The following is a 26,035-nucleotide window of genomic DNA, read 5'->3' as shown; positions in this document are numbered from 1 at the left end:
TGCCGCTTTGACCTGTCGCAATCGCGCCGAGGGAACCCTAGCCCAATAACCTGCCCAGCAGCGGCGCCAGCAGCACCGTCACGACACCGGAAAAAATCATCGTCAGGCTGGCCACGGCGCCTTCTTCCGTGCCGACCCGGCGCGCCACGGACAGGCCAAAGCCGTGCGCGGCGGCGCCATACGGGGCGCCACGGGCGATGCGCATGCGCAAGGGCAGCAGTTTCAGCAGCGGTTTGCCCAGCATCAGGCCGAACAGGCCCGTCATGACGACGAAGATGCCCGTCAGCTGGGCCGAGCCGCCCATATGGCGCGACGCTTCCAGCGCGAACGGCGTCGATACGGAACGGGCCAGCAGGCTGCGCGCCATGTCGCCATGCACGCCCAGCAAGCGGTCCAGCAGCAGGGTGGCGGCGACCGACGCGACGATGCCGGCGCAGCTGCCCAGCGACAGGGCCAGCCAGTGCTTGCGGATCAGCTTGCGCTCCTGGAAGATCGGGAGCGCGAAGGCGATGGTGGCCGGTCCCAGCAGCCACGGCAGCCAGTGCGTCTCGCTGAAATACGTGGCGAACGGCGTCGAGGTGGCCTGCACGATGACGATCAGTAACGCCGAGGTGCAGATGGCGGGCGTGAGCAAGAAGTGCGGATGGCGGCGATGCAGCGCCTGGTTGGCGTAGAACAGCACCAGGGTCAGCAGCAAGAACAGCAGGGACAGGAGCACGGTATTCATGCCTGCGCCCTCGCTGCGCGCTGGCGCAGCAGTTTGTGCAGGCGCAACTTGCGTTCATAGCGGCACACCCATTCCACGGTGAAGGCCGTGGCCAGCATCACGCTGGCAAAGCCCAAACCGATATTTACGAACAGCATTACACCCTGTGACTTCAACAGCTGAGTAAATTGCACCACGGACACGACCAGCGGGATAAAGAACAGCAGCATATTGGCCAGCAGCCAGTTCGCGCCCAGTTCGATGGCGGCAGGCCGCACCCAGCCCGCCAGCAGCAAGGCCACCAGCACGAACAGGCCCACGACGCCGCCGGAAAACGGCAGGTGCAGGGCGGAGGCGGCCCCGTCGGCCAGCCACCAGGCGGCGATCAAGATGCCCACTTGCCACACGGTCTGCGCGGGCTGGCGCCAGGCAGGGACGGAGAGTGGGGCGGTGGTGGAATAAGGGACGGCTTTCACGGCAGGCTTTCTAGCGGCAGGGGAAAGGTTTCATTGTAGGGACCCCGCATCAAAAGATAAAATGACTTAAACTCATGATTATCATTCGAGTTTGGAATGCATCATGGATATCCGCTCCTTGCGCTACTTCGTCGAAGTCGTCGAGCAAGCCAATTTTACGCGCGCGGCCGCCAGGCTGCACGTGACGCAACCCACCGTCAGCAAGATGGTCGCCCAGCTGGAACAGTCGCTGGACCTGGCCTTGCTGGACCGGGCCGGTAAACGTTTTACCCTGACGGACGCGGGCAAGGTGGTGCTGTCGCGCGCGCATGAATTGCTGGCCCTGCACGCGGAACTGAAAGTGGAATTGCGCGACCTGCAGCAGCTGGAACGGGGGGAACTGAGAGTCGGCGTGTCGCCGCAAACGCACTCGACCCTGGCGCCGTGGCTGGCCGAGTACCACCAGCGCTATCCGGGCATCGAGCTGAAGATGTACGAAAGCGGCACGCAAGCGATCGAGCGCGACTTGCGCACCGGCACGGTAGAACTGGGCACCATGCTCGATTACCCGGGCAATGCGGCCACCTGGCAGGATTTCGAAGCCTTGCCCCTCGTGCGCTCGCCGCTGTGCCTGCTGGCCGCGCCCGGCTCGCCGTGGCAGGGGCGCGCTTCCGTGGCCCTGGCCGAGCTGGCCGACAGTCCCTTCATATTCTACGGCGCCGCGTTTGCCCTGAACGACATCGTGCTAGATGCTTGCCAGCGGGCCGGTTTCGCCCCGCGCATCACGGGCCGCAGCGGCCAGTGGGATTTTATTGCCTCGCTGGTACAGCTGGGCGTGGGCATCTGCCTGCTGCCGAAGATGTATTGCGATACCCTGGATCAAACGCAATTTACAGTCATTCCCCTCGATGGCCCGCCCGTGGAGTGGAATCTGATGCTGGCCTGGCGCCGCGGAGGGCGGCTGTCGTTTGCCGCCCGGGCCTGGCTCGAGCTCGTCAGGGCGCGCATGGCGCAGCCCGGGCGATTACAATAGCCGCTCGCCAACCACCGCCAAGCATATGAAGAACACAGGTAAAACCAGACTGAAACGCACGGCAGGCTCGCTGCTGCTCGGATTGTTATGCACGGTGGGACTGATGAGCGAAATGGGCTATGCCCAGGCCGCCATTCCTGTGTATGGCTATTTCGTCAAGAATACCTATCCGCACGACCCTCAGGCATTTACCCAGGGTTTGCTGTTCAAGGATGGCCATCTGTATGAAAGCACAGGCCAGAACGGCCAGTCTTCCTTGCGCAAGGTGGAACTGGCGACGGGCAAGGTGCTGCAGAAAAGCATGCTCGACAAAAAAGTGTTTGGCGAAGGCATCACGGACGTGGGCGATGAAATCCTGGGCCTGACCTGGGTGTCGAAGACCGGCTATGTGTTCGACCATAAAACCTTCAAGCTCAAGCGCACCTTCAGCTACCAGGGCGAAGGCTGGGGCCTGGCCAGCGATGGCAAGTTCGTCTACATGAGCGACGGCAGCTCCGCCATCCGCGTGCTCAATCCGAAAACCCTGGCCGAGGTGCGCCGCTTCGAGGTGAAGGCGGAAGGCCGTGCCATCGAGCGCCTGAACGAACTGGAAATAGTCGACGGCGAGCTGTACGCCAATGTATGGGGCGCGGACGTGATCGCCCGCATCGATCCGGCCAGCGGTAAAGTTGTCGGCTGGATCGACCTGACAGGCTTGCTGCCGCCGGAACAGCGGGGCACGGCCAATCCCGATGCCGTGCTCAACGGTATCGCCTGGGATGCACGGGGCAAACGCTTGTTTGTCACGGGCAAACTGTGGCCGAAGCTGTTCGAGATCGAGCTGATCGAAATCCAGCGCCGTTGATGTTTCCAATTGGGCAGTGTTGCTGGCGAGGAATCGTTTAGAATTCTGATTCTTCGCCCAGTGCGACCTTTACAGGATGCCATGCTGTCCCTCTCTTTATGCCGCCTGGCGGCCGCCGCCAGCCTGCTTGCCGCCATCTGGCCCGCCGCACAGGCGCAGACGCCCAACATGCCGGTGGTCAGGCAATACGGCGACTTTGCCGTCACGAATGGCCGTTACGACGCTCTCGTCACCTTGTCTTTCCGCCGGCACGGCTACTGGCCCGGCGGCGCGCGCGAAGTGGTGGAAGTGCGGCCCATCAAGGCCACGCGCGAAGGCCAGCCCATGCTGCTGGCCTTTACCAAGGGCTATACGGGCCAGGGCACGATACTGATCGGCGTGCAGAATGGCGAACCGCTGATGCGCCCCATCAGTCCCTTGCAGCGCGACAACATGGTGCGCACGGAACGCGACCCTGAATGGGGCGTGCCGCAGCCTGGTCGTCCCGAAGTGCTGCTGTTTTCCCGCGACGGCCGCGCGCTCGATACGGGCACGGGCGAACTGCTGTGGTTTGACGTGCCGGGCAACGTCAGCGGCGACTACCCGCATGCCATGCTGGTCTCTGTCTCGCCCGACGGGCGGCGCGGCGCTTATCTGACGAATGCGCTGACGAAGGTGGGGATCATCGTCGCCACGCGCGACGACGGCGTCGCCGGCGTGCTGGCCTTGCCGCCCGATACCTATCAACGGTGGTTGAAACCCTTGTCGGAGACCGCTTCCGCGCAGGCGAGCGCCGCCATCAAGGCGGGCAAGGGCCGCACGGATTCGATCCGCATCCGGCGCGAGCTGGAACTGGCCTGGTTCGGCCAGCAATTTGAATGGAAACAAGGCAAGAACGGCTTGCAAGTGACGGGGCTGGGCCTCATTTCCGCGCCGCCGGAAGGAAAACAGCCATGACAATATCTCAACTGATCGCCGGCTGCTGCGCCGCCTCCTTGCTGGCCGGCTGCGTGCACGGCGAAACGTTCCCCAAGGATTATCTGGCGCAAGACATCGACAAGCAACAAGCTTTGCTGGAACTCGACGTGGTCTTCGGCAAAGAGCCCGATGACAAGCTGACGTCGCGCACGACGGCGCGCAATACCGTCGAGTACACGGGCGCGCCGCACATCGTCGTGCCGTTTTACCAGAAGGGACTCGGCTTCGATCAGGGGTTTGCCGGCACCTATATCTTTGGCGTCGTGTATCCGGTTGCCAAGGTCGAGACGGCCACGGCCAGCAGCCGCGTCTTTGGCCAGAAACTGGATGGCCAGCAGGCGGGCAACCCGCGCTACCGCTTCCGCGTGCCGGGCAAGGCGCAGTGGAACAGCAATGAAACCTTCATGCTGAGCTTTGAGCGCAAGGGCCGCCGCGAAGAAATCACTTTCCGCTTCAGCAACGAGCAAAGCTGCTCATCCGCCTTCCTGGCCACCACGCCACACTATGGTTTTCCCATCAAGGTCGTCGCCACGTTCAAGGACAACAAAGGCTGCCTGAAAGTGTGCGACAGCCGCGAGCAGTGGCCCGGCTTTTGCGCCTTCCAGCCGCCGCCGGCCGCCTGACTATCACCATGCAAGCCACGCGCCGGCGCCTGCCGGTGCGGCGCTTATACACGCACAGCTTTTGCCGATTCTATTCAATTGTCATCGAATGGGCGCTGAAAACGCCTATTTTCACGGTGTAAGGCGGTCTGCATTGACCCTTGATCAGCGCATAAATCTTGCCGCAAAAGTATCTTTCCCAGGCGTATGATTTCTTGCCGTAATCAGCGCGCGCAGATGGCGCGGTGCGGCCCGATATCCGAAACGCATCCTTCCTGTGGAGAGACAGAATGAAAATGCCCGTTTTAGGAAGCACCCAGCCCGCCATCAGCAACCGTCCGCTCGACATGCTGGCCACCGATACGGCGGCCGTGCGCGCCATCGCCCAGGCGGCCGTCAGCGTGGAACTGTTCACCATTCCCCTGTACATGGCCACCATGTATTCGATCCAGGGCACGCACCAGATCAACTCGAAAGGCATCACGTATTACGAAGGCCGCCAGTGGCCGGGCATGGGCACGACAGCCCGTCCCGAACTGGCCGAGCAGAAAGCCTTCAATATCATCTTCAGCGTCTTCATCCAGGAAATGCTGCACCTGCAGATGGCTGCCAACCTGGCCACGGCCATCGGTACGGCGCCATGCTTCACGGGGTCGGAGCTGCAATCGCAGGAACATGGCTGGACCTGCTACGGCGAGCACTGCACCGTGATCCCGCACATCGTCGACTTGCAGGACACATCCGGCTATCGCCACGTGCGCGTCAACCTGGAAGAACTGAACGACAACCAGTGCGACCTGTTCCTCGCCATCGAGCAACCGGAACAGCAGGCCCGCGCGCAACTGGCCGAGTTCGACAGCCAGGACCACACGAAATACTTCCCGGAAGTGCCCCTGCCGGGCTGGACGCCGGGCAAGCACGTGCACGATCTGCCCCTGTTCGGCACCATCGGCTACATGTACGAATGCTATGCGCGCTACATCAGCATCGAATACACGGATGGCCAGACCCTGTGGCAAAAACTGTTCGTCAACGGCTCGGTGCAGCAAGACATGTTCAACAGCCGGGTCCAGGGCCATGCGCGGGCGGAATTTCCCTGCTTCGACACCTGCTTCGGCCCGCAGGACCAGGATAGCGGCCAGACGGGCTCGTTCAACAAGGCCATCGACATGATGGCGGCCATCACGGACCAGGGCGAGGGCAGCGAAGCGGCCATCCAGCGCTACCGGCGCGACGCGGCGCAGCGCCTGATGGCCGTGCAGCCCGACTACCGCGAAGACCTGGCCGCTTTGCAGTGCGATTACCCGTCCTACGCGAACAACGGCAAGGACGCCGAATCGCGCGACGCGCAGGCGCGCCACGACAGCGCCCCGTTCGATCATTACGAGCGCTTCGGCCAAGTCAAGTCCATGCTGCCCGTGAAGACCTGGGCCGGCTGGCACAGGGACGGCCAGCGCTGGAGCGAAGCCATGCTGACCAACGAACGCTACAATCCGGCCACCGCACCGAAGAACATCCCCGCGCCGGCCGACGTGGCGGGCGCCCTGAACCGCCTGAAGGATACCAGCGGCACCTTGGGAATGCTGAGCACGGTGGCAACGGGCGCCATCTACGGCATCACTTCCGTGCTGGACCAGTACTGGCTGAACCAGCAACTGGACTTCCCGTATCCGTCGATGGTGGGCGCGGGCGACCGCATGGCCATCTGCTGGGCCGTGCTGGGCCAGGCGCCGAACCTGGCGACGGGTGTGCCGCTGGCCGACAAGAGCGTGCTGTACCACGCCTGCCAGGGCATGCACCTCGAGGGCGAAGCGTCGTCCACCTGCGCCGCGCTGGCCGTCTACCATACGTGCCGCGGCTCCAACGGCTGCCACGCCCAAGGCGGCTGCGGCTTTGCCCAGGCCGACACGGGCGGCTCGTCCTGCGGCCATTCGGTCAAGGCCGCCGCGTCGCCGGGCACGCCGTGCTATGTGCCGCCACCTCCACCGGCGGACGATAAAGTCTACAGCGCGCCCAGCGACAACAAATGCGCGAGCTTCGGCGGCTGCGCCGTGCCGATTTCGGCCTCGCAGCTGTATCCGAACACCACGGGCAAGGAACCGCCCGAGCCCGCCACCATGACCCTGTACGATTTCGGCCCCGCGCCCGAGCACCGCAGCAAGCCGCTGGGCCAGACCATGAGCTTTACGCTGGGCGACAACGTCTACGACAAGGCCTGGGAAGCCTACGGCAAGGTGATGGCGGCGCGCGGCACGCCGGTGGGAGCGCCGCCGGCGCCCACCGACCTGCGCCTGGCCTTGCCGCCGTCGACCTGATGCGGGGCATCCTGCACGAGGCGCGGCCGCGCCTGGGCTTGCCGAACCTGGGCCTGGGCGTGGGGCTGCGCCCGCCGCACTACGAGCACATCCTGCGCCACGGGCCGCAGGTGGACTGGTTCGAGATCATCAGCGAAAATTTCATCGACAACCACGGCTATGCGCGCCACGTGCTCGAGCAGGTGGCGGCGCAGGTGCCCATCGTCATGCATGGCGTGTCGCTGTCGATCGGCAGCAGCGATCCCCTAAGCCTGGCCTACCTGCGCAAGCTGCGCCAGCTGGCCGCCGAGATCCGGCCCATGTGGATTTCCGACCACCTGTGCTGGACGGGCGCCGCCTCGCTCAACAGCCACGACCTGCTGCCGCTGCCGCTGGACGAGGCCAGCCTGCGCCACGTGGGCGCGCGCGTGCGGCAGGTGCAGGAATTCCTCGGCCGGCCCCTGATCCTGGAAAACCCCAGCACCTACGTGGAGTTTGCCCAGTCCAGCATGCCGGAATGGGAATTCCTGGGGCGCCTGGCCGAGGACACGGGCTGCGGGCTATTGCTCGACGTCAATAATGTTCACGTCAGTGCGCATAACCACGGCTATGACGCGGCCGCCTACATCCGCCAGCTGCCGCACGACCACATCGTGCAGATCCACCTGGCCGGGCCGACCGTCTGCGGCGCGATGCTGATCGATACCCACGATGCGCCCGTGCCGGCCGCCGTCTGGCGCCTGTACGCGCTGGCGCAGCAGCTGACGGGCGGCGTGTCGGCCCTGCTGGAATGGGATGCGGAGATTCCCCCGTATCCGCAACTGCTGCTTGAACTGGACAAGGCGCGCGCGGCGGTGCGGGGCGAATTTACGGACGCCGCGCCAGCCAAGGTTGCCGCCGCCGTCTCCACGCCGCTGGGCTTTCACCTGGAGGCGGCCCATGCACGGTAATGGCGCGCCGCTGGCGCAATTGCAGGCGTGGTTCCTGACGGCCATGACGGCGCCCGGCGGCGCCGTGCACGGCGCGCAGCTGGCCAGCGAGCGCCACGGCCTGACGCAGGAGCAAGTGCTAAAACGGGCGCGGGGCGGGCCGGCGCCGCTGCACATCCATGCGGACGGCTACGTGCAGCGCCTGCTCGAATGCCTGCAGGCCGACTATCCCGTCTTGCGCAAGGTCATGGGCGACGAGCTGTTCGCGTTCTTTGCCCGCGCCTATGTGTGGCGCCACCCGTCCGCTTCGCCCACCTTGTATGACCTGGGCGGCGGCTTCGCGGACTTTCTCGCCGCCAGCCAGCGCGGCGCCGGGGCACAGGGAGACGCCTTGCGCTTTGCCGTCGAACTGGCGCAGCTGGAGCGGGCGCGCAGCGAGGCCGGCAGGGCGCCGGGGCTGGAAAAACTGGCGCCATCCCTGCTGCCTTCCGGCTTGGAATTGATGCTGGGAATGGCGCCGGTCTGGCGCCTGGCGCCGTGCACGCGGCTGCTGGCCCTGTCGTTCCCCCTGTGTGCTTTCTGGCAGCAGGCGCAAGCGGCGCCCGACGGCGCCGTGCCGGCCCAGCCCGTGGCCGCTCCCGCCTTTGTCGCCATCTCGCGCCTGCATTACAGGCTTGCCATGCAGGAGTTGCCGCCGTGGCAGTTCTACTGCCTGCAAGCGCTGGCCGACGGCGCGCCGCTGGCGCAATGCGCGCGGCAGGCGGCGCAGTCCAGTGGCAGGGCACCGGACGAAGTGCTGGCCGACACGATGCTGTGGCTGCCAATGGCGGCCGCGGCGGGGCTGGTCACCACCGAAGCGTGAGCGGACGGCGGCGCACGCAAAAAAGGCCGATGAAAATCGGCCTCGATGGTCAGTACAAGTATTGCCTAACGGTAAAACGCTTCGACTTTGCCCTTGAGCTTGATCTGCAGCGGACGGCCGCGGCGGTCGAGCGACTTGGTGGAAGCGACCTTGATCCAGCGTTCGCTGATGCAATATTCTTCCACGTCAAGACGTTCCTTGTCGTTGAAGCGGATGCCGACGTCGTTCTCGAACACGGCTGCAACGTGATAAGGGCTGCTAGGGTCGATCGACAGGCGATCGGGCAATGGGGGTAAGGTGGTGGTATCGTTCATGGCCGTCATTATCGCCCAGAATGCGGTTACAGACAACGGCCTTTCGCGTGCTGGCTATCTGGCCGGACGCGAAATGGCGGGTTCGGCCGTGTGCGTGGAGGGTGACGGTAGTGATGAGGAACCGTGCTGCGTTCCCGTCGGGTCGGCCAGCTGAATGGTCGTGCCGTGCTGCCAGGCATCGGCACCGTCCATGATGGCTGGCGCGGGGATATCGGCCCGCTGGCGGCGTTTTTCGGCCGAATCGATGCGGAAACGGCGGTCGCGCGCGGCAACCATGGCGGCGTCGGCCTGGCCATCGTTTGTGAATCCCATCATCAGTTGCGGCACGCCCAAGGGCAAGGTCTTGTGTACATCCGTGTGCCAGGTATGCCAGGTCTTGCCATACGTGGCGACGAGTTTTTGCATCAAGGCCTTCTCGGCCACGGCGGGAATGCCGGGGGCGATCAGCTGGCCTGATTTGACTTCATGCACATGGCTGTGCCACAGCGCTTTTTCCGCCGCGGGCAAACCTTCGTACAGCCTGGCGCTGACGATGTATTCGACGCCCATCAGCTTGGCATCCTTGACATTGCCATCGTAGATCACGCACTGGATCAGCTCTTCATTGACGATGGCGCAATAATGGTGCGCTTCCATCTGGCCGCGCAGATTGCCATTGTAGAAATGAAAACCGTCAAGATAGGCGTTCAGCGCCGCAATCGGCGGCCGCGCTTGCAATGCGTCGGCACCCGCGTCCAGCACGCGCGTGGAGACCCCGGCCGGTGCGCCCGGAGCCTCCACGTTTGATGCCGTATTCCTGGCGCCGCAGGCGGCAAGGCCCATGGCCAGCCCGGCGCACAGCATGGCCGTCAGTGCTTTCATGTTGAGAAGGCGCCTCTGGCCATGTCCCCGGGATCAGGATTTGTCGTCATTCTTGTGGCTTTGACGTCCCGCTTCCACGTGCTGCTCATGCGTGCCGCCGCGCGTGCCGGTGCCGGAACCCGATTGCTGGCCCGACTGTTGGCCCGATTGCTGCGAGCCCGATTGCTTGTCGCCGTCATTCTTGTGGCTTTGGCGGCCCGCCTCGACATGCTGCTCGTGCGTGCCGCCCTGGGTGCCGCCCGACGATTGGCGGGTGCCGGACTGTTTGTCCGACTGCTGGCTGCCCGATTGGCCCGATTGCTGTTTGTCCGATTGGCCGCCCGATTTGTCGTTGCTGTTCGAAGTCATGGTCATGTCCCCTATGGTTGGTTTGCGTAATCATCCGGTTCAACATTGGCTGCACCGTTGAGACCATTCTCGCTGCCTGCGTCGGGCTTAGCCATAGGGACACGACTTGTCGCCACGTAGGAAAACTCCGTGGTGGATGACAACCATTTCTAGATTGCTACTAGAGATGCCGCGTTTCCTGCGGCGGCGCATTCCACTCGTCATGCCGGCCATCGACAAAGGTGACGGGCACTTGCGCCAGTTCGGCCGCCGAGGCGTCATCGAGGCAGTTGACGCCGATGCCGACGAACGGGCCGCTGCGGGGCGAATCGCCGCAGCCAAACGGGCGCACGCCGCAATGGCGGCAAAAATAATGGCGCTCGCGGCGAGCGCCGAAACGGTATTCGCTCAGCTCGCCTTCACCGGCCAGCAGGCGAAAATCCGCGGGCGGGACCAGGCTGGCCCAGCAGCGGATTTTCAGGCAGTAGGAACAGTTGCAGCGCAGGCTGGGGGCCGCCAGGTCGATCTCGGCCGCAAAGCGCACGGCGCCGCAGTGGCAACTGCCATGGTAGGTTTTTTTCATCTGGCCCACTTTACAGGGTTGCCGTACTGTCATGCAACTGCTGGAATTGCGACAGCTGCTGCTGCATCAACCGCGCATACTGGCCGCCCGCGCGCAGCAGCTCGGCGTGCGTGCCTTGCTGGCAAATCCTGCCCTTGTCCATGACGATGATGCGGTCCGCTTTCACAATCGTCGAAAAGCGGTGGGCGATGATGATGGTGGTGCATCCTTGCATCAGGGTATCGAGCGCGAGCTGCACCTGCTGTTCGCTGGCGGCGTCGAGCGCGCTCGTCGCTTCGTCCAGGATGAGGATTTTCGGCGCGCGCAGGATGGCGCGGGCAATCGCGATGCGCTGCTTCTGTCCGCCGGACAATTGCACGCCCCGTTCGCCCACGAGGGTCTCGTAGCCGTCCGGAAAGGCCGCAATGAAATCATGGGCATGCGCCAGGCGCGCCGCCGCCACCATCGCTTCGCGCGCCACTACCCGGTCCGGCACGGCAAAGGCGATATTGTCGGCGATGCTGCCGGAAAACAGGGCCGGTTCCTGCTCCACCACGGCCATCTGGCGCCGCAGCTGCGTTACGCCCAGCACGTGCGCATCGATGCCGTCGAACTGCAGGCTGCCCGCGTCTATCTGATAGTGGCCCAGCACCAGGCTGGCGATGGTGGACTTGCCCGCGCCCGAAGCGCCGACGAGGGCGATTTTTTCGCCCGCGCGGATGGACAGGCTGACGCCGTCGAGGGCCGTCACCTGCGTGCGTTCGGGGTAGGAAAAACGTACGTCGCGCAGCGCGATATGGCCGGCCAGCGGCGGCTGCGGCGCCGCCTCGGGCACGGCGCGGTGGCTGCGCAGGATCTCGAAGATGCGGTCGGTCGAGCCCATTGTGCGCATCCACGTGTTCCAGAATTCGCTGATGGAGCCGGCCGTGTCCGTTACCATGCTGGCATAGATGACGAAGGCCGTCAGCTCGCCCACGCTCAAGCGGCCCTGGCCGATCAGGTGGGCGCCGAAGCACAAGGTGGTCAGCAGGGCAACGAAGGCGAGCAAGCCTTGCGCGCCCTGGAACACGGCCAGCAGCCGCGTGCCGGCCAAGGACACGCCCAGCAGCTCGCGCATCGCTTGCGCGTAGCGGGCCATGGCGCCGCCTTGCTGGTTGAACGCCTGCACCAGGCGCGCATGGGCAAAGTATTCCTGCGCCACCTTGCCGCTGGCGGCCAGGGTGGCGGAAATGGCCCGCGCGCGCTGCCGGTAATTACTGCCTGATAACTTGCCCAGATACAGGCTGATGGGAATGAACAGGGCCAGCGGCAAGCTCAACATGGGCGACAGATGCAGCAGCATGGCGATGCCGCCCAAAAAGACACACAGCGAGCGCAAGGCATTGGCCGCGCCGATCGTCAGGCTTTCATGCAGGGCCGACACGTCGGACGTGAGTCGGCTGTTCAGCTCGCCGCCATGGTGCTTGTCGAAAAAGGCGATGGGCTGGTTGATTACCACGTCGAACAGGCGCCGGCGCACGCCCATGACGATCATGTGGCCGCCCGATTGCAGCAGATAGAAGCGGGCGGCAGAGGCCAGCGCATACAGCAGGCTGAAGGCCAGCATGGCGCCCACCATGCCCGGCGTGACGCCGCGCCGCGTCAGTTCCGCCACGTTATCGATGAAATACGCGATGGCTTGCGGAAAGGCCAGCTGCGCACCCACGGTGAGGGCCATGCACAGCAGGCCGGCGGCGATGCGCCAGCGCACCGGGTACAGCAGGCGCAGGCGTTCCAGATGGGGGCCGATGTTTACATGGTTCATGCGGCGCGCTCCTGCGACGGTTCGGCGTTCAATTGTTCGGCCAGGGCCAGCCAGTCTTCATCGCCGATCAGGCCGGCCGCTTCCACCGTGCCCTCGTGATTGACGAACACATAGGAAGGCGAACTCATCAGCGGGTTCACGCACCGGTAATCGCGTAGCGTCAGCCGCGCCGTGGCTTCCCGCAAGATGCTACTGGGCAAAAAGGCGCGCAGCCGGCGGGCCGGTTCTTCACTGATCAGCCACAGGGCCAGGCCGGCGTCCCGCGCCAGCGGCAGCAGCTGTTCGATACCAGCCAGCTTTTCCGCGCATTTCGGACAACGGCTGGCCAAAAACAGCAGCACGGCCGCCTGGCCCGCGGCACCCGGCTGGAAACGCGCGCCGCCAGCCAGGGGACGGGCTTGCACTGCCGGCAAGGGCTCGCCCGGCACCAGCGCCGTGGGCGCGATGCGTTCGCGGCGGCTGGCGCGCAGCACGGCCAGGGTCAGCCAGATATTGCCGGCGACGGCAAAGGCCAGCGCTGCCAGCACAAGTTGCAAGGTCGTATCATCCATCAGCCTGCCTTTGCCAACGTGGCGATGTCGTGCAGGGAAATCACGGCCACGCAGACGATGGCCGCCAGTCCGGCGGCCAGGACCGAGGTGGCGACGGGCAAGGATGCCGTCTGCTCGGATGCGAAATAGGCGCCGTTGATGCCGACCGCCAGCACGTTGCGCAGCAGGTCGTATTGCGAGACGGGCCGCGCCGCTTCGCCAAAGCAGCTGCAGCGCACCACGCTGTGCGTAAAGTAGCGCCAGGCCAGGACGGCCGTGAGGGTACTCAGCAGCAGCAGTGACAGCAGCATGGGCAGCTGCGTGCCGCCCGCCAGCAGCCAGCCGGCCAGCAGCAGTTCCGCCGCCACCAGGGCCGGTGCGGCAACAGTGGCTACAGCGGGCGCCACGCCGAACGAGGTGGCCAGGTTGCGGCGAAATTCCCCGTAGCTGCGCAGCTTGCCCACGCTGGCCGCCAGCAACAGCAAGGCGATGACATAGCGTGCGATATCGGACAAAAAGGGGAGTGCTGTCAGCATTGCGTGCTCCACAGCGGCGCAAAGCCGCCCGGACGCTGGCGCCGCAGCTGCACGCCGTCGCGCGACGCCAGCAGGGCATCGTTCCACGGCTCGTCGGGCGCGCTGCGCAAGGCGCCGCCTATGCTCGCCTGCAATTGCGTCGAGATGGCCCAGCCCAGCCGTTCGGCGTGGGCATCGCGCGCCATGTTTAAGCCCAGCTTGGCCAATTCCTCGCGCGTCAAGGCATAGTTGTGCGAGTGGTAGCCCGTCACCAGTTGTGCGACGATGGCGCGCCGGGCCTCGGGTGTGGCATCAGGCAATTGCCAGGCCAGCAATTCCTCGCCGATCTGCGCCAGCTCCAGGGTGGTGCGGTAAAAAGCCGTCAGGGAAGGGGGAAAGATGCTGCCGCACAGCAAGGACAGCGATTGCTGGCGCGCCTCGCTGGCATCCACGCCGAACCACTGCTGCGCCATGTCGCCGAAGACCTTGATGTCCAGGCTGGACATGGAGCCGCCGTCGGCGCCATCGAGCTGCGGGTCGATGGGCGAGAACAGGGCCAGGTCGCTGGCGATGATCTCATCGGCGCCCAGGGTCAGCAGGGTGGCGGCCGACTGGCAGTGGAAGGGCACGATAAAGCTCAGGTGGCGCGCATGCTGGCGCAGCAGAAGGGCGATGCGCCGCGCCGCGTTGACGATGCCGCCACGGCTGTGCAGCACCACGTCGAGGCGCGCCACGGACCCGATGCCTTGGCACAGCTCGTACAGGGCGGGCAGCAGCTCCATGTCCAGGTGCGAGGCGGCCAGGACGATGGCGCGGCTGTCGCGCGCCTGCTCCAGTTCGCGTAGCCGGAGAGGGATCTGGCTCAGGTCTGGCTGCGGCATACGGCTCCTTCGATCAGGGTTGTGGCCACGCTTTCCAGCATGGTCAAGGCAGGCACCAGTTGTTGCACATACAAAAATTGACCAACAGGGTTGTTTTCCAGGAAAACGTACTCGCCGTCGGGCGTGACGATGAGATCGAGCGCGCCATACTCGAGGCCATAGCTGTGCACGAAAGCGAGGCAGCGCTGCTGTATTTCCGCTGGCAAGGTGCATGCTTCATAGCGGATGGGGGCTGACATATCGCGCGAATCGATGGCCGTGCGCGCATCATCCTGGGAATACAGACGCGCGGCAAACAGTTGCTTGCCGATCACGGTGATGCGCAGTTCGTATTGCTTGGCGATATATTCCTGGAACTGGCAGCTCAGTTCGCTGACCGCGTCCAGGCTGTCCAGCATGGCATCGTCGACAATGGTGGTGCCGATGCCGGCGCTGACCCTGTCAACGTCCTCGACGGCTTCGGCAGCCAGGCTGGGCGTGGACATGGATTTGAAAATGATGGGGCCGCCGACGGTGGCGCGGAAAGCGCGCACGTCGTCGGGTACGTTGGTAATCACGGTGGCGGGCACGCGAAAACCCATGCGCGCGGCCCGCGCCAGCTGTTCACCTTTCCATTGGGCGCCGCGCAGGGCCAGCGGATGGCTGAGCCAGTAGCAATCGAGACTGTACAGCACGCTGAAGATCGCTTGCTCCGTTTCCAGCTGGGCGTAGGCGCGTTCCTGCGGCGTCAGGTCGGCGCTGGCGTAGGCATAGTCGGCCGGTTTGCGCAGCCAGACGGCGCCCACTTGCTGCAAATCTATCCAGTCGCCATCGGGCAAGCGGCGCAGGCGCGCGCTGGCGCGGCCGTCCAGCAGGCGCTGGCACAGCTGGTAATCGCGGGGAAAGGCGTCGAGATCGATACGGAAGGGGGTATGGCCGCGCTCGGCGAGGATGGCTTCGACCAGGTCGGCGTGCAGATCGCCGCTATGGCTGATAATCAATACCTTTTTATGCATTCAGGGGCCTGCGGGGAAGGAAAGTAAAAGGCCTTGCCGTGGCAAGGCCTTCAGTTGGCTAGGGTATCAGCAATACACGCCCGTATCGTTTGGGGAAAAACGCGAACTGTCGCGCAGATTGTAATCTTCCGGATCGCCGTAATACGTGCAGCCGGCCACGGCTACGCCATCGCGCACCTGCCATGGTTGCTTGACTTCCTTGTCTGCTTCTTTCTCCGCCAGTTTGAAAGCAAACAGCTTGGTTTGATTCTGTTTTTGCATTGTCATCCTCTTGTCGTGGTTAAGTGCCGCTTATTGAGTATCCAGTGGCGCCGGTTTTTAAATGCCGGATTTTAAAATTCTTCGTCGATAAAGAATCAGTTAATGTTGGTATTTATTATGAATGCCGCGCGCAGAAATATACTGCGCCGCAATTGGCGCCAATTCATCAAGTCGGGATTGGAATAAAACCCCGCCAAGGGCGAGGTTCCAGGGTGCTGCGAAGATCAGCAATACTGGCCGCTGTCGTTCGGCCTGAGGCGGGAAGAGTCACGATATTGATCATTCGTGCCCACGGCGGTGCAACCGGCCACGGCGACGCCGTCGCGCACTTTCCAGGCGGTGGCGGGCGCCGCCTGTTTCTGTACCTGTTTTTCAGCCAGTTTGAATGCGAACAATTTGGTTTGATTTTGCATTGTACTATCCTCTTGTGATGGTTAAGTACTGCTTGCGCTGTATGCCATGGTATATGGCCATTCGATATTAGCGCCGAAATAAATAAGCGTCAATTGAAAATCAATCGTATTCGAGATTATCTTTTAGGAATACTCACAAAATATCACGCGGTCCATTTATATTATTGCAGTGCGATAAACAATAAGCATGGAATTTTAAATGAGCGGAAAGCCGTTTGATTATGGATGGCAAACGGATAGCCTAGGCGCGCGGCCACGCACTATAATGGCGCCTGTTGAATGGACAAGGCAGGAGCCACATGATGGAAATGGCAGTTACCGACAGCCTGCGTCAGCTGGCATATGCGCAAGCCGCGGCCTTCGTGCAGACGCTCGACGGGCGCGATCCTGTTGCGCTGCAACGCGACTGGGGCCTGTCGCCGGCCGTGGCCGACGAGGTCTTCGAGATGCTCGACAGCTATTTTGCGGCGAGCCAAGCATTGTCCCTGCCGCCGCTGGCGCAAGCCTTCGTGCCGGGCAAGGGTGGTCGTCCCGGCGTCGACGTGTATGCCACCGACGCTGGAGCGCTGGGCCTGGAGTGCCGGCTGCTGGCCGATGGCAAGCCGGGCGAAGCGATCCTGCACCTGGAAATGTCCGGTCACGATGGCGCGCTGCGCCTCCACTACCAATATATCGGATCCTGAAGACCCTATGACTGAACTGATCAGCGAAAAACAGCAGCGCATCTGCGACAAATTCGGCCTGCCGGCGCAAGCGCCCGAACCCATGGTGGCCCTGGCCATCGGCAGCCTGGCGCAGTCGCCCATCTACGGCACGCGCATCGAGCTGCCGGAAAATGGCACGATCAGCTGGTTTATCCATTGCGGTGAACACGACGACGCCAGCGGCTTTTACCAGCCCCTGCATGCGGAACACCTGCACGAGATGCTGCCGCAGGTGGTCGATTACCTGGCCTTGCCCAGCGGTGCCAAGTTCATTCTCGACCGGGAAGGGTACGAGGATGTGTGGCTGGACGAGTAACTTTCTTACTGGCAAGATTATCGTTGACGTTGACAAATAGGTATGGGATGCTGCAGTTCCGTTTTCTCTTGCCGAAAGCCGCATCGTGAAGCCATGCCTGCCATCCGTCCTGCTCGTCATGGCGCTTGCCGCCGTTCCCGCCAGCCATGCGCAGGCGTCCCTCGCTGAACACGATGTTGCCGCCTTCGTGCGCAGCGAAATGCAGGAGCGCCAGATTCCCGGTTTGCAACTGGCCGTGATACAGCATGGCAAGGTTGTGTTGAAGCGCAACTTCGGCCTGGCCAGTCTGCAATACGAGGTGCCCGTGACGGACACGAGCCTGTTTTCCATCAACTCGGCAACGAAAGCGTTTGCGGGCGTGGCCGTGATGCAGCTGGTGCAAGAGGGCAAGATCGACCTGGCCGCACCGGTCGGCCAGTACCTGACAGACTTGCCTGTCGCCTGGCAAGCCGTGACGGTGACCCAATTACTCAACCATACCTCGGGCTTGCCCGACGTGCTGGACCAGCGTAGCGGCAAGCTCGTGGGGCCGCAGCCGGACGATGCCGATGCGGCGTGGACCGCCGTGCAGGCACTGGCCGTGGAAGCTCCGCCTGGCCAGCGCTACCGCTACAACCAGACCAATTACGTCTTGCTGGCGCATTTGGTCGAGCGGCTAGGCGGCCAGCCCTTTACTACTTTTATCCAGCGCCGGCAGTTCGACGTGGCGGGCATGCGGCACAGCGGCTTTGGCGACGCGAAGGATGTGGTCGCCAACAAGGCCAGTTCCTACGTGCTGGAACGGGGCGGCAAGGGCTACCGCAACGTGATCGAAGACTTTCCCGTGTTCATGCGCGCCGGGGCCGGCATCAACAGCAATGCGGGCGAACTGGCCAACTGGCTCATCGCGCTGCAGTCGGGACGCTTGCTGGCGCCCGCCGGTGTGGAGCGGCTGTGGCAGCCGACCAGCTTGAATGACGGCAAGCCGGCGCCGTGGGCGCTGGGCTGGCCCACCATCGGCCGCGATGGCCACCGCGCCGTGGCCGGCATCGGCGGTGGCCGCTCGGCCTTTTATGTGTATCCGAACGATGGCCTGGCCGTCATTATCCTCAGCAACCTGGCCGGCGGCCAGCCGGAACAGCTGATCGATACCGTCGCCGGCTTCTATCTTCCCGCCCTGCGCCAGCAGCGCGGCGGCGCGTATGCCGCGCACTTGCTGCGCAAGCAGGCGGCCAGCGCCGGTTTCGACGGGCTGGACAAGAAACTGGCGGCCATCCTGCGCCAGCACGGCTTGCCGGAACCCACGGAAGACGACTTGAACGCCTGGGGCTACCGCCTGCTGGGGCGGCAGCAGCCGAAACAGGCCGTGGCCGTCTTCCAGCTGGGTGTGCAACTGTACCCGCAAGGGGCGAATGGCCACGACAGCCTGGCCGAAGCGTACGAGGCGGACGGCGCCACGGCGCTGGCCGTCACGCATTACCGCCGTTCGCTGGAACTGGACCCGGGCAACACGCACGCCGTGGCGCGCCTGCGCGTGCTGGGTGCCAATTAGCGGGCTGCCTGGCCGTGCTCGGCCCCGTGCATGGCCAGGTAAGCGGCCAGGTTGTCATCGGCGATGCCCAGGGCGCGCAAGACTTCCCTGGTGAAGGTGACAGGCGCCGTGCCCGGTGCCGTGATGACGCGCTGGTCGGCCACGGCCCACGGCACGTCCTGGTACAGGGCCGCGCCCGCATAGCCTGTATCCATCAGGTTCTCGGCCGAATTCGAGGTGTGGCGCACGATGTCGAGCACGCCAGCCTGCGCCAGCACGCGCGTGCCGTCGCAAATGCCGGCCAGCACCACGCCCTTATCGCGGGCCGCGCGCAGCAGCGGGCCCAGGTCGGGCGCCTTGCCGCTTTGCCAGAAGCTGCCGCCACACACCATCAGCAAGTCGAGTTCGTCGAGCACGATTTCTTCGAGCGCCAGTTGCGGCGTGACCAGCATGCCGCCGGACGAGGTGACGGGCAAGCCGCCCGGCGTGGCGAACTGCGTGTAAAAGCCGTAGTACAGCCGCGCCGTGGAATTGAGCAGGGCGGTTTCCCAATCGGCAAAGTTCTCGGTCAGAATGGTGATGGCACGTGTCATGAAAAGTCCTGTCGCAGATGGAGATATCAATAGTACTGGCTTGCTAGCCAGCGGGTGCCGAAATCATAATAAAAAGTACTGACAATTTCTGTCAGGAGCGCGCAGGAAATGATGGCACAAGTTGATGGCACAAGTTGCAATGAAAAAGCCCGGCGCCGCCGCGGGAAGCGGCGGGGCCGGGCCCCTGTATTTGCTACGAGTTTGCTGCCGATTACTTCTCGGCGAACGCGCGCTCGACAACGAAGTCGCCAGGCGTCGAGGTATTGCCTTCCTTGAAGCCACGCGCTTCCAGCATTTCCTTCAGGTCGCGCAGCATGTCCGAGCTGCCGCAGATCATCACGCGGTCTTCGGCAGGGTTCAATGCCGGCACGCCCAGGTCTTCGGCCAGCTTGCCGTTTTCGATCAGTTCCGTGATGCGGCCCATGTTGCGGAAGTCTTCGCGCGTCACGGTCGGATAGTAGCGCAGCTTGTCGCTGACCATTTCGCCCAGGAACTCATGCTTGGGCAAATGCTCTTCCAGCAAGTCGTGGTAAGCCAGTTCATCGACCTGGCGCACGCCGTGCACGAGGATCAGCTGGTCGAAACGCTCGTAGATGTCCGGATCGCGCACGATGCTGAGGAAAGGCGCCAGGCCCGTACCCGTCGACAGCATGTACAGGCGCTTGCCTGGCAGCAGGTAATCGGACACCAGGGTACCCGTCGGCTTGCGGCCGACGATGACGGTGTCGCCCACTTGCAAATGCTGCAAACGCGACGTCAATGGACCGCCCGGCACCTTGATGCTGAAAAATTCCAGATGGTCTTCGTAATTGGCGCTGGCGATACTGTAGGCGCGCAGCAATGGCTTGCCGTCGACGCGCAGGCCGATCATGGTGAAATGGCCATTCGAGAAACGCAGCGACGGGTCGCGCGTGGTGGTAAAGGAGAACAGGGTATCCGTCCAGTGGTGCACGCTTAAAACGCGCTCTTCATTCATCGAACTCATAGTATTTGTTGGCTGGTCAAAAAAATGGTTAGTTGCTGGCAACTGCTGGCAAAAGTGAAACCCTGTGTAGGCCCAGACGCTATTGTACCGGCCTCCACACGAAATTGTTACCGTCTATCGCCGCCAATGCTGCCGCACACGGTGCCAACATTATAGTGCGAATGGCAAGGCGGGGCTGGAATTGGCCCGGAAACGGGCCGTGGACATGCGCTCTCTTGACCTGGCTCAGTTTTTTGCAGGGCGCGTCAAGACGCGGCCCGGCGCTGCCAGAACGGCGCATCGCGCCAGCGCTGCTCGGCGCCGTAGAAGCCGCGCCGCATCTGCAGATAGGTTTCAAACGCGGCGAAGACGCTGCGCCGGTAACCGGCCGCCATGCCCCGCTCGTCGGCCAGGAACGCTTCCGCCACCCGCGCCGCATGGATGCCGGAAGCCATGGCCTGGCCGATGCCCAGCGACGAGATCGGGTCGAAGCAGGCGGCCGCGTCGCCCGCCGCCGTCCAGTTTTCATCGGCCGGCAGCGACGCCACCCGGCTGTGGATGGCGTAATGGCGCAGCGCGCTCGGCGGGGGCAGGCGCGCGAGGATATCGCCCACATGGCGCGTGCCCATGCCGGCCTCGCGCCAGGGCGCCGCTTCCTTCAGCCGCAGGCGCTTGAGGATGTCGGCATCCGTGATGAAGGCCAGCGCCACGCGCTCGCCCGGCAGGGGCGCGGCGTAATACCAGCCATGTTCCGTCGTTTCCACCAGGGTGCGGTGCGGCAGGAATTGCGGCTCGTCCAGCTGATAATAGGCGTACAGCGCCACCAGCGAGTCTTCCGTGTGGATCGGACGCTTGCGCTGGCGCACGATGGCCGCCTGCTTGCCGCTGCAATCGATCAGGTAGCGGGCCGTCAGGTCCGTTTCCTGCCCCTCGCTCGCCACGCGCAGACGCCACGGGTCGCCGTGTTCGAGCTGTACCAGTTGCGCCGGACGCAGCAACGCCACGCCCGCCAGGCGCGCCTGTTCGAGCAGGATGGCGTCATATTGTCGGCGGTCCAGGTGCAAGCCGTGGCCGTGGCTGCTGAAGACGGCCTCGCGCGACATCAGCTCCGCGCTGCCCCACGCGGCCGCATGGGAAAACGCGGGCAGCTGGGCGCCGTCCAGCAGGTCGCGGCCGACGCCCAGGAAGTCCAGCATCGAAAAGATGGACGACGATACCGTTTCGCCGGCCCGGTAATCGTCGAACAGCTGCTTTTCCAGCAAGGCGATGCGCAAGCCCGTGTAGCGGGCCAGGGTCAGGGCGGCGGCAGTGCCGGCGGCACCGCCGCCGACAATGACGACGTCGTAGTCGCGCGATGACGACGTGCTTGGCGTGACACTCAATGGGAAAACCGGCGCCGGTTGGCAGGCTGGATTTTCTTCGGCGTGTCGTGCACGGCCACTTGCGCGCCGCCGCTGGCAAACAGTTGCGATGCCTTCTCGGGCGCCGTCTGCGGATCCTCGTCCTTGAGGAACCACGCGGGCAGGTAGTTCGAATCGTCGCCCGTGATGAAGCTGCTGGCATTGCCGACCCCGACGCTGGCGGCCACGAACTTGGCGTGATTGCGCTCCTTTTCCACAAAATACGGGTACTGGCGGCCCGACTCGGCATCCTGGTTCTGGTTCACGATGAAACCGAGGTAGTGCCATGAGCTGATCATCTGCGAAAAACTGTTCATGCCGCGGCTGTACATCACCTGCATGCCGGCCGGCACGCCGGCAAGCGCCTGTTCTTCCTTGGTGGTGGCGCCATTGATCACGTTCCACGGGCTTTGCGGCGGCCACCAGTAGGCGTAATAGGTGGGCGGTACGGGGATGAGCGTGTCGGGATTCTTGACGAGGTCCGGATTGTCGAAGTTGATCATCTGCACGGAACAGTCATAGAAGTCGGCCTGCCACGGGATGGCCATGCGCTTGGTCAGGTCGCCCGGTTCGCAGCCGGTGCCGACGGTCGGGTCGTTCCAGTCCAGCGGTTCGCACTCGTCGCGGCCCGCCGACAGGCCGTTTTTTGCGTAATCGGCATCCACGCGGTGCAGGATGGCGTACGGTTTCGCATAGATGATGGGATTGCGCACGCTCCACGTCACTTCGATGCCGGGGCACATGGGTTCGCCCACGCAATTGCCGATGGCCGCCTGATCGAGCGGGTCGATGCCGGGCAAGGCCAGGCCCGGCGCATCGGCGGCGAATTTGCCGGCCGCCCATTGCTGCAGGGCAAAGTATTGTGTATCCGTCAGTACGGAAAACTTGCTGATGACGTTGTTGCGCACGGAATTGCTGCCCGAATTCAAGGGCACGAGAGGAATGCCGGCGGCGGGGTTCTCCGTGGTGGCTTCGCTGAACAATTGTCCGCCCTGGCCACCGGTGAATCCGGGCGCCTGTTCCTCCGTGCCGGGCTGGATGGCCGACGGCTTCCTGAAATAGCTGAAGAATTTTTCGCGCTGCGGCCGGTTCGCTTCCGACGCATCGGCCACGTCGAAGTTGGGACGGATGAAGGCCGTCATCGACGGCACCGTCGCCACCCACTGGTAATCGCCTATCCTGGCGAGGAAGGGCTGAATGTCCTGCCCGTAATTGACGACGTAGTCGGGGTTCCAGCCATCGCTGCCGCTCCAGCGGGCCGTGTCGTAGGCCTCGGGCAGCGCGTTCTTGTATTTGATGGCCATGTCGGCCACGACGTCATCCCAGGTGGAAATATTCACCAGCTCGGGCGCGAACTTCGGCGAGCCGATAACCACCCACGCTTTCAGTTCCACGGACGGGCTGCCATCCGTGAAATGGATGGTCGCGCTGACGGGGCCATCGCCCACGTCGTCATTCCACGTATCGCCGCCGCCAAAGCCCGTGATGCTTTCGGAGCCGCCCGCGCGGCCATAGGCGCCGATCACCAGCAGGTTGCCGCGTGAATCCGTGCGCATTTCACCGAGCGTGCGCACCGGATAGCCTTGCGTGATGGCGTGCGGATCGGGGAAGGACACGTGCGCATAGGAACCGGCGCCATCCTTGTCGAAATGGGCCTTGCCCAGCGGCGCATCGAGTGTGCGCGGTCCCGGATCGACGATCAGTTTTTGCCGTGCCTCATCTCCCTTGACGGTGTCATTGCGCAGATTGGTCCAGGACGTGGGCGTCAGATTCCAGGCGGGCGGCGTCTTTTCCCAGGTTTCATAGCTGTTGTATGGGCCGAACATCAGGTCGCCCAGCAGGGGAATGAAGTTCCACCACGCTGCCTTCTTGTTTGCCACGTGCACCGTCCACTCGATCTTGGCAATGTTCGGGTCCTGCAGGTCGACGAGGACTTTTTCGCCGGGACGTCCCGCCACGGACTTGTAGATGCGGAAGCTGGCTGCCTGGCGCCGCACGCGGCCGGCCGCATCCTTGAATTGGGCAACGCGGACCGGCTTGCCATCAACAAGCAGCGGATCGTTGTTGCTGTCGACTTCGATCGGCAGCCCGCCGATCGTTTCCGGCGCCAGATAAAACGAATCATGGCTGTTGCCCACGCGGGCAACGCCGATCGATGGATGTATCGAGTACTGTTCCGTGCTATTCATCAAGTTTTCCCCTGAAAGGTTGGCAATCCTGGTGGCATATCTGGCGGCAGCTACGGGGAAAGATACAGAGAAAAATTGACAAAAAAGTCACCCATTGTCACTGCTCAACAATATTTACCGGCACTCTGATACCGCTCAAGTCAACGATTCGGAAATTTCCTGGCACGCGCAGGCGTAACGGAGCAGGGTAGTGGCGCATGAGCTTGTATGATGTTGCTAAAAAGAATTATCACCAATCCACGCGGGCGACCGCCCGCCAGGATGCCTGTCCAGCAAAGGAAATCATGATGTATAAAACAGTGCGCGACCTGTTCCTGCATTTCAAGGAAGCCGTCCCATTCCGCCTCGTCCCCGCCCTGATCTGCACGGCCTTGCTGGTGAGCATGCTATTGCTGCCGGCACCCGATGGCTTGACGCCCAAGGCCTGGGGCCTGGTAGCGATTTTCCTCACCACGATTCTGGCGATCATCCTGAAAGTCATGCCGATCGGCGTGATGGCCATGATGGCCATCGTCATCGTTTCGCTGTCGCAAGTGACGTCGACCTCGTCCAAGGGCGCCATTACGGATGCGCTCAGCAGTTTTTCGAATCCCTTGATCTGGCTGATCGTCGTGGCGATCCTGATTTCGCGCGGCCTGAAAAAGACGGGGCTGGGCAGCCGTATCGGCCTGCTGTTCATCTCGCTGCTGGGCAAGCGCACCATGGGCATTGGCTACGGCCTGGCCATCTGCGAACTGGTGCTGGCGCCCTTTACGCCCAGTAACACGGCGCGCGGCGGCGGCATCGTCCACCCCGTCATGAAATCGATCGCCAACGCCTTCGATTCCGACCCGGCCAAGGGCACGGAAAAGAAGGTCGGCACCTACCTGGCCCTCGTCAACTACCACGCCAACCCGATCACCTCGGCCATGTTCCTCACGGCGACGGCGCCCAACCCGCTCGTGGTCGACTTCGTGGCCAAGGCCAGCGGCCAGAGTTTCCACCTGACGTGGACCACCTGGGCCCTGTGCATGCTGCTGCCGGGCCTGGTCTGTCTGCTGGTGATGCCCCTGATTATCTACTGGCTGTCGCCGCCGGAACTCAAAGCCACACCCGACGCCGTCACCTATGCCAAGGCGGAATTGAAAGGCATGGGCCCGCTGTCGCCGTCGGAAAAAGTCATGCTTGGCACCTTCGCCCTGTTGCTGCTGCTCTGGGCCAACGTGCCGGCCATGCTGTTCGGCCCCGCGTTTTCGCTCGATGCGACGGTGGTCGCCTTTGTCGGCTTGTTCGTGCTGATCATTACCGGCACCATCGACTGGGATGACGTGCTGTCGGAAAAGAGCGCCTGGGACACTCTCGTGTGGTTCGGCGCGCTCGTCATGATGGCCGAGCAGCTGAACAAGACGGGCGTGATCGCCTGGTTCTCGGCCGGCATGAAGGCGGCCATCGTTGCCAGCGGCATGGACTGGCTGCCGATCGCCGGCGTGCTCGTGCTGGTGTTTGTCTTCTCGCACTACTTCTTCGCCAGCACGACGGCCCACATCAGCGCCATGCTGCTGGCCTTCCTGACGGTGGGCCTGCACCTGATCCCGGCCGAATACCACGTGCCGTTCATGCTGATGATGACGGCCGGCTCGGCCATCATGATGACCCTGACGCACTACGCGACGGGCACTTCGCCCATCATCTTCGGCAGCGGCTTCGTGACGATGGGCAACTGGTGGAAAGTTGGCTTCATCATGTGCGTGATCGAATTGCTGATCTTTGCCGTCGTCGGCACGACGTGGTGGAAGGTGCTGGGCTACTGGTAATGCCAGCGGACAGCGGCCAGCCGCCCCGTCAGGGCAGCTGGCCGCGCACGATGTGCAGCAGATACTCGCGCGCGGCGGCCCGTTCCATGCCTTTTTCCATCAGCGGCGGCAACAGCCGTTCAAACAGCTGGCGCCGCTGCAGCGATGCCTCGGAGGTGTCGCGCCGGTCGGAAAAGAAATCCATCAGGGTCGAGCCGCACAGGCAATTGCGGTAGACCTCGACGATGGCCACGTTGTTGTCGTCGAAGCTTTGTTTCAGCCCCGAGACGTTCTGGCGCATCGATTGCGTCTGCAAAATGAAATCGTCCGCCGTGGCGAATTCGCGCCCGCAACAGGCGCAATGCTTGGGGAAGGCGGCTTCGGCCAGCGCGCGCAAGCCTTCGAAGAACAGCTGATCCTGCATGGCGGCTCCTGGTGGCGC

Annotated in this window: 29 protein-coding genes; 11 read left to right on the top strand and 18 right to left on the bottom strand. The window is 63.5% G+C overall.

The window, feature by feature from the left end:
• Positions 1 to 37: 37 nt before the first annotated feature.
• Together OPV09_RS15895 and OPV09_RS15890 are read right to left on the bottom strand one after the other, a co-directional pair.
• Positions 38 to 727 (bottom strand): LrgB family protein, encoded by a 690-nt coding sequence (locus OPV09_RS15895; protein ID WP_072453577.1) that lies wholly within the window; start codon positions 725 to 727, stop codon positions 38 to 40.
• Complete coding sequence (locus tag OPV09_RS15890) at positions 724 to 1,182, bottom strand: CidA/LrgA family protein (RefSeq protein ID WP_081368025.1); 459 nt, start codon at positions 1,180 to 1,182, stop codon at positions 724 to 726. The genes OPV09_RS15895 and OPV09_RS15890 overlap by 4 nt, the downstream gene beginning before the upstream one ends.
• 103 nt (positions 1,183 to 1,285) lie before the next feature.
• Here OPV09_RS15890 and OPV09_RS15885 point away from each other — a divergent pair, with 103 nt between their 5' ends.
• From OPV09_RS15885 to OPV09_RS15855, 7 genes are all read left to right on the top strand, one after another.
• Positions 1,286 to 2,194, top strand: coding sequence for a LysR family transcriptional regulator (locus OPV09_RS15885; RefSeq protein WP_072453578.1), 909 nt, complete (start codon positions 1,286 to 1,288; stop codon positions 2,192 to 2,194).
• Positions 2,195 to 2,219: 25 nt separating this feature from the next.
• Complete coding sequence (locus OPV09_RS15880; protein WP_217653633.1) at positions 2,220 to 3,038, top strand: glutaminyl-peptide cyclotransferase; 819 nt, start codon at positions 2,220 to 2,222, stop codon at positions 3,036 to 3,038.
• 81 nt (positions 3,039 to 3,119) lie between these two features.
• Positions 3,120 to 3,974 (top strand): hypothetical protein, encoded by an 855-nt coding sequence (locus OPV09_RS15875; protein WP_139248261.1) that lies wholly within the window; start codon positions 3,120 to 3,122, stop codon positions 3,972 to 3,974.
• A complete protein-coding gene (locus OPV09_RS15870; RefSeq protein ID WP_072453579.1) occupies positions 3,971 to 4,618 on the top strand; it encodes a hypothetical protein in 648 nt (215 codons plus the stop codon). Before OPV09_RS15875 ends, OPV09_RS15870 begins: the two co-directional genes overlap by 4 nt.
• 269 nt (positions 4,619 to 4,887) lie before the next feature.
• Entirely contained in the window at positions 4,888 to 6,912 is a 2,025-nt protein-coding gene (locus OPV09_RS15865; RefSeq protein ID WP_072453580.1) for a ferritin-like domain-containing protein, read from the top strand.
• Positions 6,912 to 7,841: a DUF692 domain-containing protein gene (locus OPV09_RS15860; RefSeq protein ID WP_072453581.1), complete on the top strand. Its 930-nt coding sequence runs from the start codon at positions 6,912 to 6,914 to the stop codon at positions 7,839 to 7,841. The genes OPV09_RS15865 and OPV09_RS15860 overlap by 1 nt, the downstream gene beginning before the upstream one ends.
• Positions 7,831 to 8,682 (top strand): DNA-binding domain-containing protein, encoded by an 852-nt coding sequence (locus OPV09_RS15855; RefSeq protein ID WP_072453582.1) that lies wholly within the window; start codon positions 7,831 to 7,833, stop codon positions 8,680 to 8,682. The genes OPV09_RS15860 and OPV09_RS15855 overlap by 11 nt, the downstream gene beginning before the upstream one ends.
• Positions 8,683 to 8,747: 65 nt before the next feature.
• Here OPV09_RS15855 and OPV09_RS15850 read toward each other — a convergent pair whose 3' ends face one another.
• From OPV09_RS15850 to OPV09_RS15800, 11 genes are all read right to left on the bottom strand, one after another.
• Positions 8,748 to 8,996, bottom strand: a complete 249-nt coding sequence (locus OPV09_RS15850; RefSeq protein WP_010398340.1) for a DUF3297 family protein — start codon at positions 8,994 to 8,996, stop codon at positions 8,748 to 8,750.
• Positions 8,997 to 9,050: 54 nt separating this feature from the next.
• A complete protein-coding gene (locus OPV09_RS15845) occupies positions 9,051 to 9,857 on the bottom strand; it encodes an OBAP family protein (RefSeq protein WP_081368026.1) in 807 nt (268 codons plus the stop codon).
• Positions 9,858 to 9,890: 33 nt separating this feature from the next.
• Positions 9,891 to 10,205: a hypothetical protein gene (locus OPV09_RS15840; protein WP_051990946.1), complete on the bottom strand. Its 315-nt coding sequence runs from the start codon at positions 10,203 to 10,205 to the stop codon at positions 9,891 to 9,893.
• Between the two features lie 160 nt (positions 10,206 to 10,365).
• Positions 10,366 to 10,767: a GFA family protein gene (locus tag OPV09_RS15835; protein ID WP_034748607.1), complete on the bottom strand. Its 402-nt coding sequence runs from the start codon at positions 10,765 to 10,767 to the stop codon at positions 10,366 to 10,368.
• Between the two features lie 10 nt (positions 10,768 to 10,777).
• Entirely contained in the window at positions 10,778 to 12,550 is a 1,773-nt protein-coding gene (locus OPV09_RS15830) for an ABC transporter ATP-binding protein (protein ID WP_338678738.1), read from the bottom strand.
• Positions 12,547 to 13,101, bottom strand: coding sequence for a redoxin domain-containing protein (locus OPV09_RS15825; RefSeq protein ID WP_219329026.1), 555 nt, complete (start codon positions 13,099 to 13,101; stop codon positions 12,547 to 12,549). Before OPV09_RS15825 ends, OPV09_RS15830 begins: the two co-directional genes overlap by 4 nt.
• Positions 13,101 to 13,616 carry a MauE/DoxX family redox-associated membrane protein gene (locus tag OPV09_RS15820; protein ID WP_338678737.1) on the bottom strand — a complete coding sequence of 172 codons (516 nt, stop codon included), beginning with the start codon at positions 13,614 to 13,616 and terminating at the stop codon, positions 13,101 to 13,103. Before OPV09_RS15820 ends, OPV09_RS15825 begins: the two co-directional genes overlap by 1 nt.
• Positions 13,610 to 14,476 carry an SDH family Clp fold serine proteinase gene (locus OPV09_RS15815; protein WP_338678736.1) on the bottom strand — a complete coding sequence of 289 codons (867 nt, stop codon included), beginning with the start codon at positions 14,474 to 14,476 and terminating at the stop codon, positions 13,610 to 13,612. The genes OPV09_RS15820 and OPV09_RS15815 overlap by 7 nt, the downstream gene beginning before the upstream one ends.
• Positions 14,458 to 15,471, bottom strand: a complete 1,014-nt coding sequence (locus OPV09_RS15810; RefSeq protein ID WP_338678735.1) for an ATP-grasp domain-containing protein — start codon at positions 15,469 to 15,471, stop codon at positions 14,458 to 14,460. The genes OPV09_RS15815 and OPV09_RS15810 overlap by 19 nt, the downstream gene beginning before the upstream one ends.
• 66 nt (positions 15,472 to 15,537) lie before the next feature.
• The gene (locus OPV09_RS15805; RefSeq protein WP_034748139.1) at positions 15,538 to 15,732 is read right to left on the bottom strand and encodes a hypothetical protein; all 195 of its coding nucleotides are present in this window, start codon (positions 15,730 to 15,732) and stop codon (positions 15,538 to 15,540) included.
• 224 nt (positions 15,733 to 15,956) lie between these two features.
• Entirely contained in the window at positions 15,957 to 16,145 is a 189-nt protein-coding gene (locus OPV09_RS15800) for a hypothetical protein (protein WP_070302394.1), read from the bottom strand.
• 299 nt (positions 16,146 to 16,444) lie between these two features.
• Here OPV09_RS15800 and OPV09_RS15795 point away from each other — a divergent pair, with 299 nt between their 5' ends.
• The 3 genes from OPV09_RS15795 to OPV09_RS15785 all read left to right on the top strand — a co-directional run bounded on the left by OPV09_RS15795 (position 16,445) and on the right by OPV09_RS15785 (position 18,696).
• Positions 16,445 to 16,828 (top strand): hypothetical protein, encoded by a 384-nt coding sequence (locus OPV09_RS15795; protein ID WP_338678734.1) that lies wholly within the window; start codon positions 16,445 to 16,447, stop codon positions 16,826 to 16,828.
• 7 nt (positions 16,829 to 16,835) lie between these two features.
• Positions 16,836 to 17,165 carry an immunity protein Imm33 domain-containing protein gene (locus tag OPV09_RS15790; protein ID WP_338678733.1) on the top strand — a complete coding sequence of 110 codons (330 nt, stop codon included), beginning with the start codon at positions 16,836 to 16,838 and terminating at the stop codon, positions 17,163 to 17,165.
• A gap of 85 nt (positions 17,166 to 17,250) precedes the next feature.
• On the top strand, positions 17,251 to 18,696 hold the full coding sequence (locus OPV09_RS15785) for a serine hydrolase domain-containing protein (RefSeq protein ID WP_338678732.1): 1,446 nt from the start codon (positions 17,251 to 17,253) through the stop codon (positions 18,694 to 18,696).
• Here the strand turns inward: OPV09_RS15785 and OPV09_RS15780 are convergent.
• The 4 genes from OPV09_RS15780 to lodA form a co-directional block, all read right to left on the bottom strand.
• On the bottom strand, positions 18,693 to 19,268 hold the full coding sequence (locus OPV09_RS15780; RefSeq protein ID WP_338678731.1) for a type 1 glutamine amidotransferase family protein: 576 nt from the start codon (positions 19,266 to 19,268) through the stop codon (positions 18,693 to 18,695). The two genes, OPV09_RS15785 and OPV09_RS15780, sit on opposite strands and share 4 nt — an antisense overlap.
• A 211-nt stretch (positions 19,269 to 19,479) precedes the next feature.
• Positions 19,480 to 20,253: a ferredoxin--NADP reductase gene (locus OPV09_RS15775; RefSeq protein WP_034748152.1), complete on the bottom strand. Its 774-nt coding sequence runs from the start codon at positions 20,251 to 20,253 to the stop codon at positions 19,480 to 19,482.
• A gap of 245 nt (positions 20,254 to 20,498) precedes the next feature.
• A complete protein-coding gene (locus OPV09_RS15770) occupies positions 20,499 to 21,614 on the bottom strand; it encodes a tryptophan 7-halogenase (protein ID WP_338678730.1) in 1,116 nt (371 codons plus the stop codon).
• Positions 21,611 to 23,821 carry a CTQ-dependent lysine 6-oxidase LodA gene (gene lodA, locus OPV09_RS15765; RefSeq protein WP_338678729.1) on the bottom strand — a complete coding sequence of 737 codons (2,211 nt, stop codon included), beginning with the start codon at positions 23,819 to 23,821 and terminating at the stop codon, positions 21,611 to 21,613. The genes OPV09_RS15770 and lodA overlap by 4 nt, the downstream gene beginning before the upstream one ends.
• A gap of 287 nt (positions 23,822 to 24,108) precedes the next feature.
• Between lodA and OPV09_RS15760 the strand changes: the two genes are divergently transcribed.
• Positions 24,109 to 25,614, top strand: a complete 1,506-nt coding sequence (locus OPV09_RS15760; protein WP_034748161.1) for an anion permease — start codon at positions 24,109 to 24,111, stop codon at positions 25,612 to 25,614.
• A 28-nt stretch (positions 25,615 to 25,642) separates the two neighbouring features.
• Here the strand turns inward: OPV09_RS15760 and OPV09_RS15755 are convergent, their stop codons facing one another.
• Positions 25,643 to 26,017 (bottom strand): hypothetical protein, encoded by a 375-nt coding sequence (locus OPV09_RS15755; RefSeq protein ID WP_070302402.1) that lies wholly within the window; start codon positions 26,015 to 26,017, stop codon positions 25,643 to 25,645.
• Positions 26,018 to 26,035 lie beyond the last annotated feature (18 nt).

This window comes from Janthinobacterium sp. TB1-E2, from assembly GCF_036885605.1.
Taxonomy (GTDB): Bacteria; Pseudomonadota; Gammaproteobacteria; order Burkholderiales; family Burkholderiaceae_D; genus Janthinobacterium; species Janthinobacterium aestuarii.
The sequence above is the reverse complement of the archived record's forward strand: the minus strand, read 5'-3'. Positions and strand labels throughout refer to the sequence as shown.

Coding starts and splice junctions, on each gene's coding strand:
- OPV09_RS15860 (WP_072453581.1), top strand. CDS start 6,912: ATGCGGGGCATCCTGCACGAGGCGCGGCCGCGCCTGGGCTTGCCGAAC.
- OPV09_RS15810 (WP_338678735.1), bottom strand. CDS start 15,471: ATGCATAAAAAGGTATTGATTATCAGCCATAGCGGCGATCTGCACGCC.
- OPV09_RS15805 (WP_034748139.1), bottom strand. CDS start 15,732: ATGCAAAAACAGAATCAAACCAAGCTGTTTGCTTTCAAACTGGCGGAG.
- OPV09_RS15830 (WP_338678738.1), bottom strand. CDS start 12,550: ATGAACCATGTAAACATCGGCCCCCATCTGGAACGCCTGCGCCTGCTG.
- OPV09_RS15800 (WP_070302394.1), bottom strand. CDS start 16,145: ATGCAAAATCAAACCAAATTGTTCGCATTCAAACTGGCTGAAAAACAG.
- lodA (WP_338678729.1), bottom strand. CDS start 23,821: ATGAATAGCACGGAACAGTACTCGATACATCCATCGATCGGCGTTGCC.
- OPV09_RS15885 (WP_072453578.1), top strand. CDS start 1,286: ATGGATATCCGCTCCTTGCGCTACTTCGTCGAAGTCGTCGAGCAAGCC.
- OPV09_RS15795 (WP_338678734.1), top strand. CDS start 16,445: ATGATGGAAATGGCAGTTACCGACAGCCTGCGTCAGCTGGCATATGCG.
- OPV09_RS15825 (WP_219329026.1), bottom strand. CDS start 13,101: ATGGATGATACGACCTTGCAACTTGTGCTGGCAGCGCTGGCCTTTGCC.
- OPV09_RS15865 (WP_072453580.1), top strand. CDS start 4,888: ATGAAAATGCCCGTTTTAGGAAGCACCCAGCCCGCCATCAGCAACCGT.
- OPV09_RS15850 (WP_010398340.1), bottom strand. CDS start 8,996: ATGAACGATACCACCACCTTACCCCCATTGCCCGATCGCCTGTCGATC.
- OPV09_RS15815 (WP_338678736.1), bottom strand. CDS start 14,476: ATGCCGCAGCCAGACCTGAGCCAGATCCCTCTCCGGCTACGCGAACTG.
- OPV09_RS15835 (WP_034748607.1), bottom strand. CDS start 10,767: ATGAAAAAAACCTACCATGGCAGTTGCCACTGCGGCGCCGTGCGCTTT.
- OPV09_RS15755 (WP_070302402.1), bottom strand. CDS start 26,017: ATGCAGGATCAGCTGTTCTTCGAAGGCTTGCGCGCGCTGGCCGAAGCC.
- OPV09_RS15775 (WP_034748152.1), bottom strand. CDS start 20,253: ATGAGTTCGATGAATGAAGAGCGCGTTTTAAGCGTGCACCACTGGACG.
- OPV09_RS15845 (WP_081368026.1), bottom strand. CDS start 9,857: ATGAAAGCACTGACGGCCATGCTGTGCGCCGGGCTGGCCATGGGCCTT.
- OPV09_RS15820 (WP_338678737.1), bottom strand. CDS start 13,616: ATGCTGACAGCACTCCCCTTTTTGTCCGATATCGCACGCTATGTCATC.
- OPV09_RS15780 (WP_338678731.1), bottom strand. CDS start 19,268: ATGACACGTGCCATCACCATTCTGACCGAGAACTTTGCCGATTGGGAA.
- OPV09_RS15760 (WP_034748161.1), top strand. CDS start 24,109: ATGTATAAAACAGTGCGCGACCTGTTCCTGCATTTCAAGGAAGCCGTC.
- OPV09_RS15790 (WP_338678733.1), top strand. CDS start 16,836: ATGACTGAACTGATCAGCGAAAAACAGCAGCGCATCTGCGACAAATTC.
- OPV09_RS15870 (WP_072453579.1), top strand. CDS start 3,971: ATGACAATATCTCAACTGATCGCCGGCTGCTGCGCCGCCTCCTTGCTG.
- OPV09_RS15840 (WP_051990946.1), bottom strand. CDS start 10,205: ATGACTTCGAACAGCAACGACAAATCGGGCGGCCAATCGGACAAACAG.
- OPV09_RS15855 (WP_072453582.1), top strand. CDS start 7,831: ATGCACGGTAATGGCGCGCCGCTGGCGCAATTGCAGGCGTGGTTCCTG.
- OPV09_RS15875 (WP_139248261.1), top strand. CDS start 3,120: ATGCTGTCCCTCTCTTTATGCCGCCTGGCGGCCGCCGCCAGCCTGCTT.
- OPV09_RS15895 (WP_072453577.1), bottom strand. CDS start 727: ATGAATACCGTGCTCCTGTCCCTGCTGTTCTTGCTGCTGACCCTGGTG.
- OPV09_RS15880 (WP_217653633.1), top strand. CDS start 2,220: ATGAAGAACACAGGTAAAACCAGACTGAAACGCACGGCAGGCTCGCTG.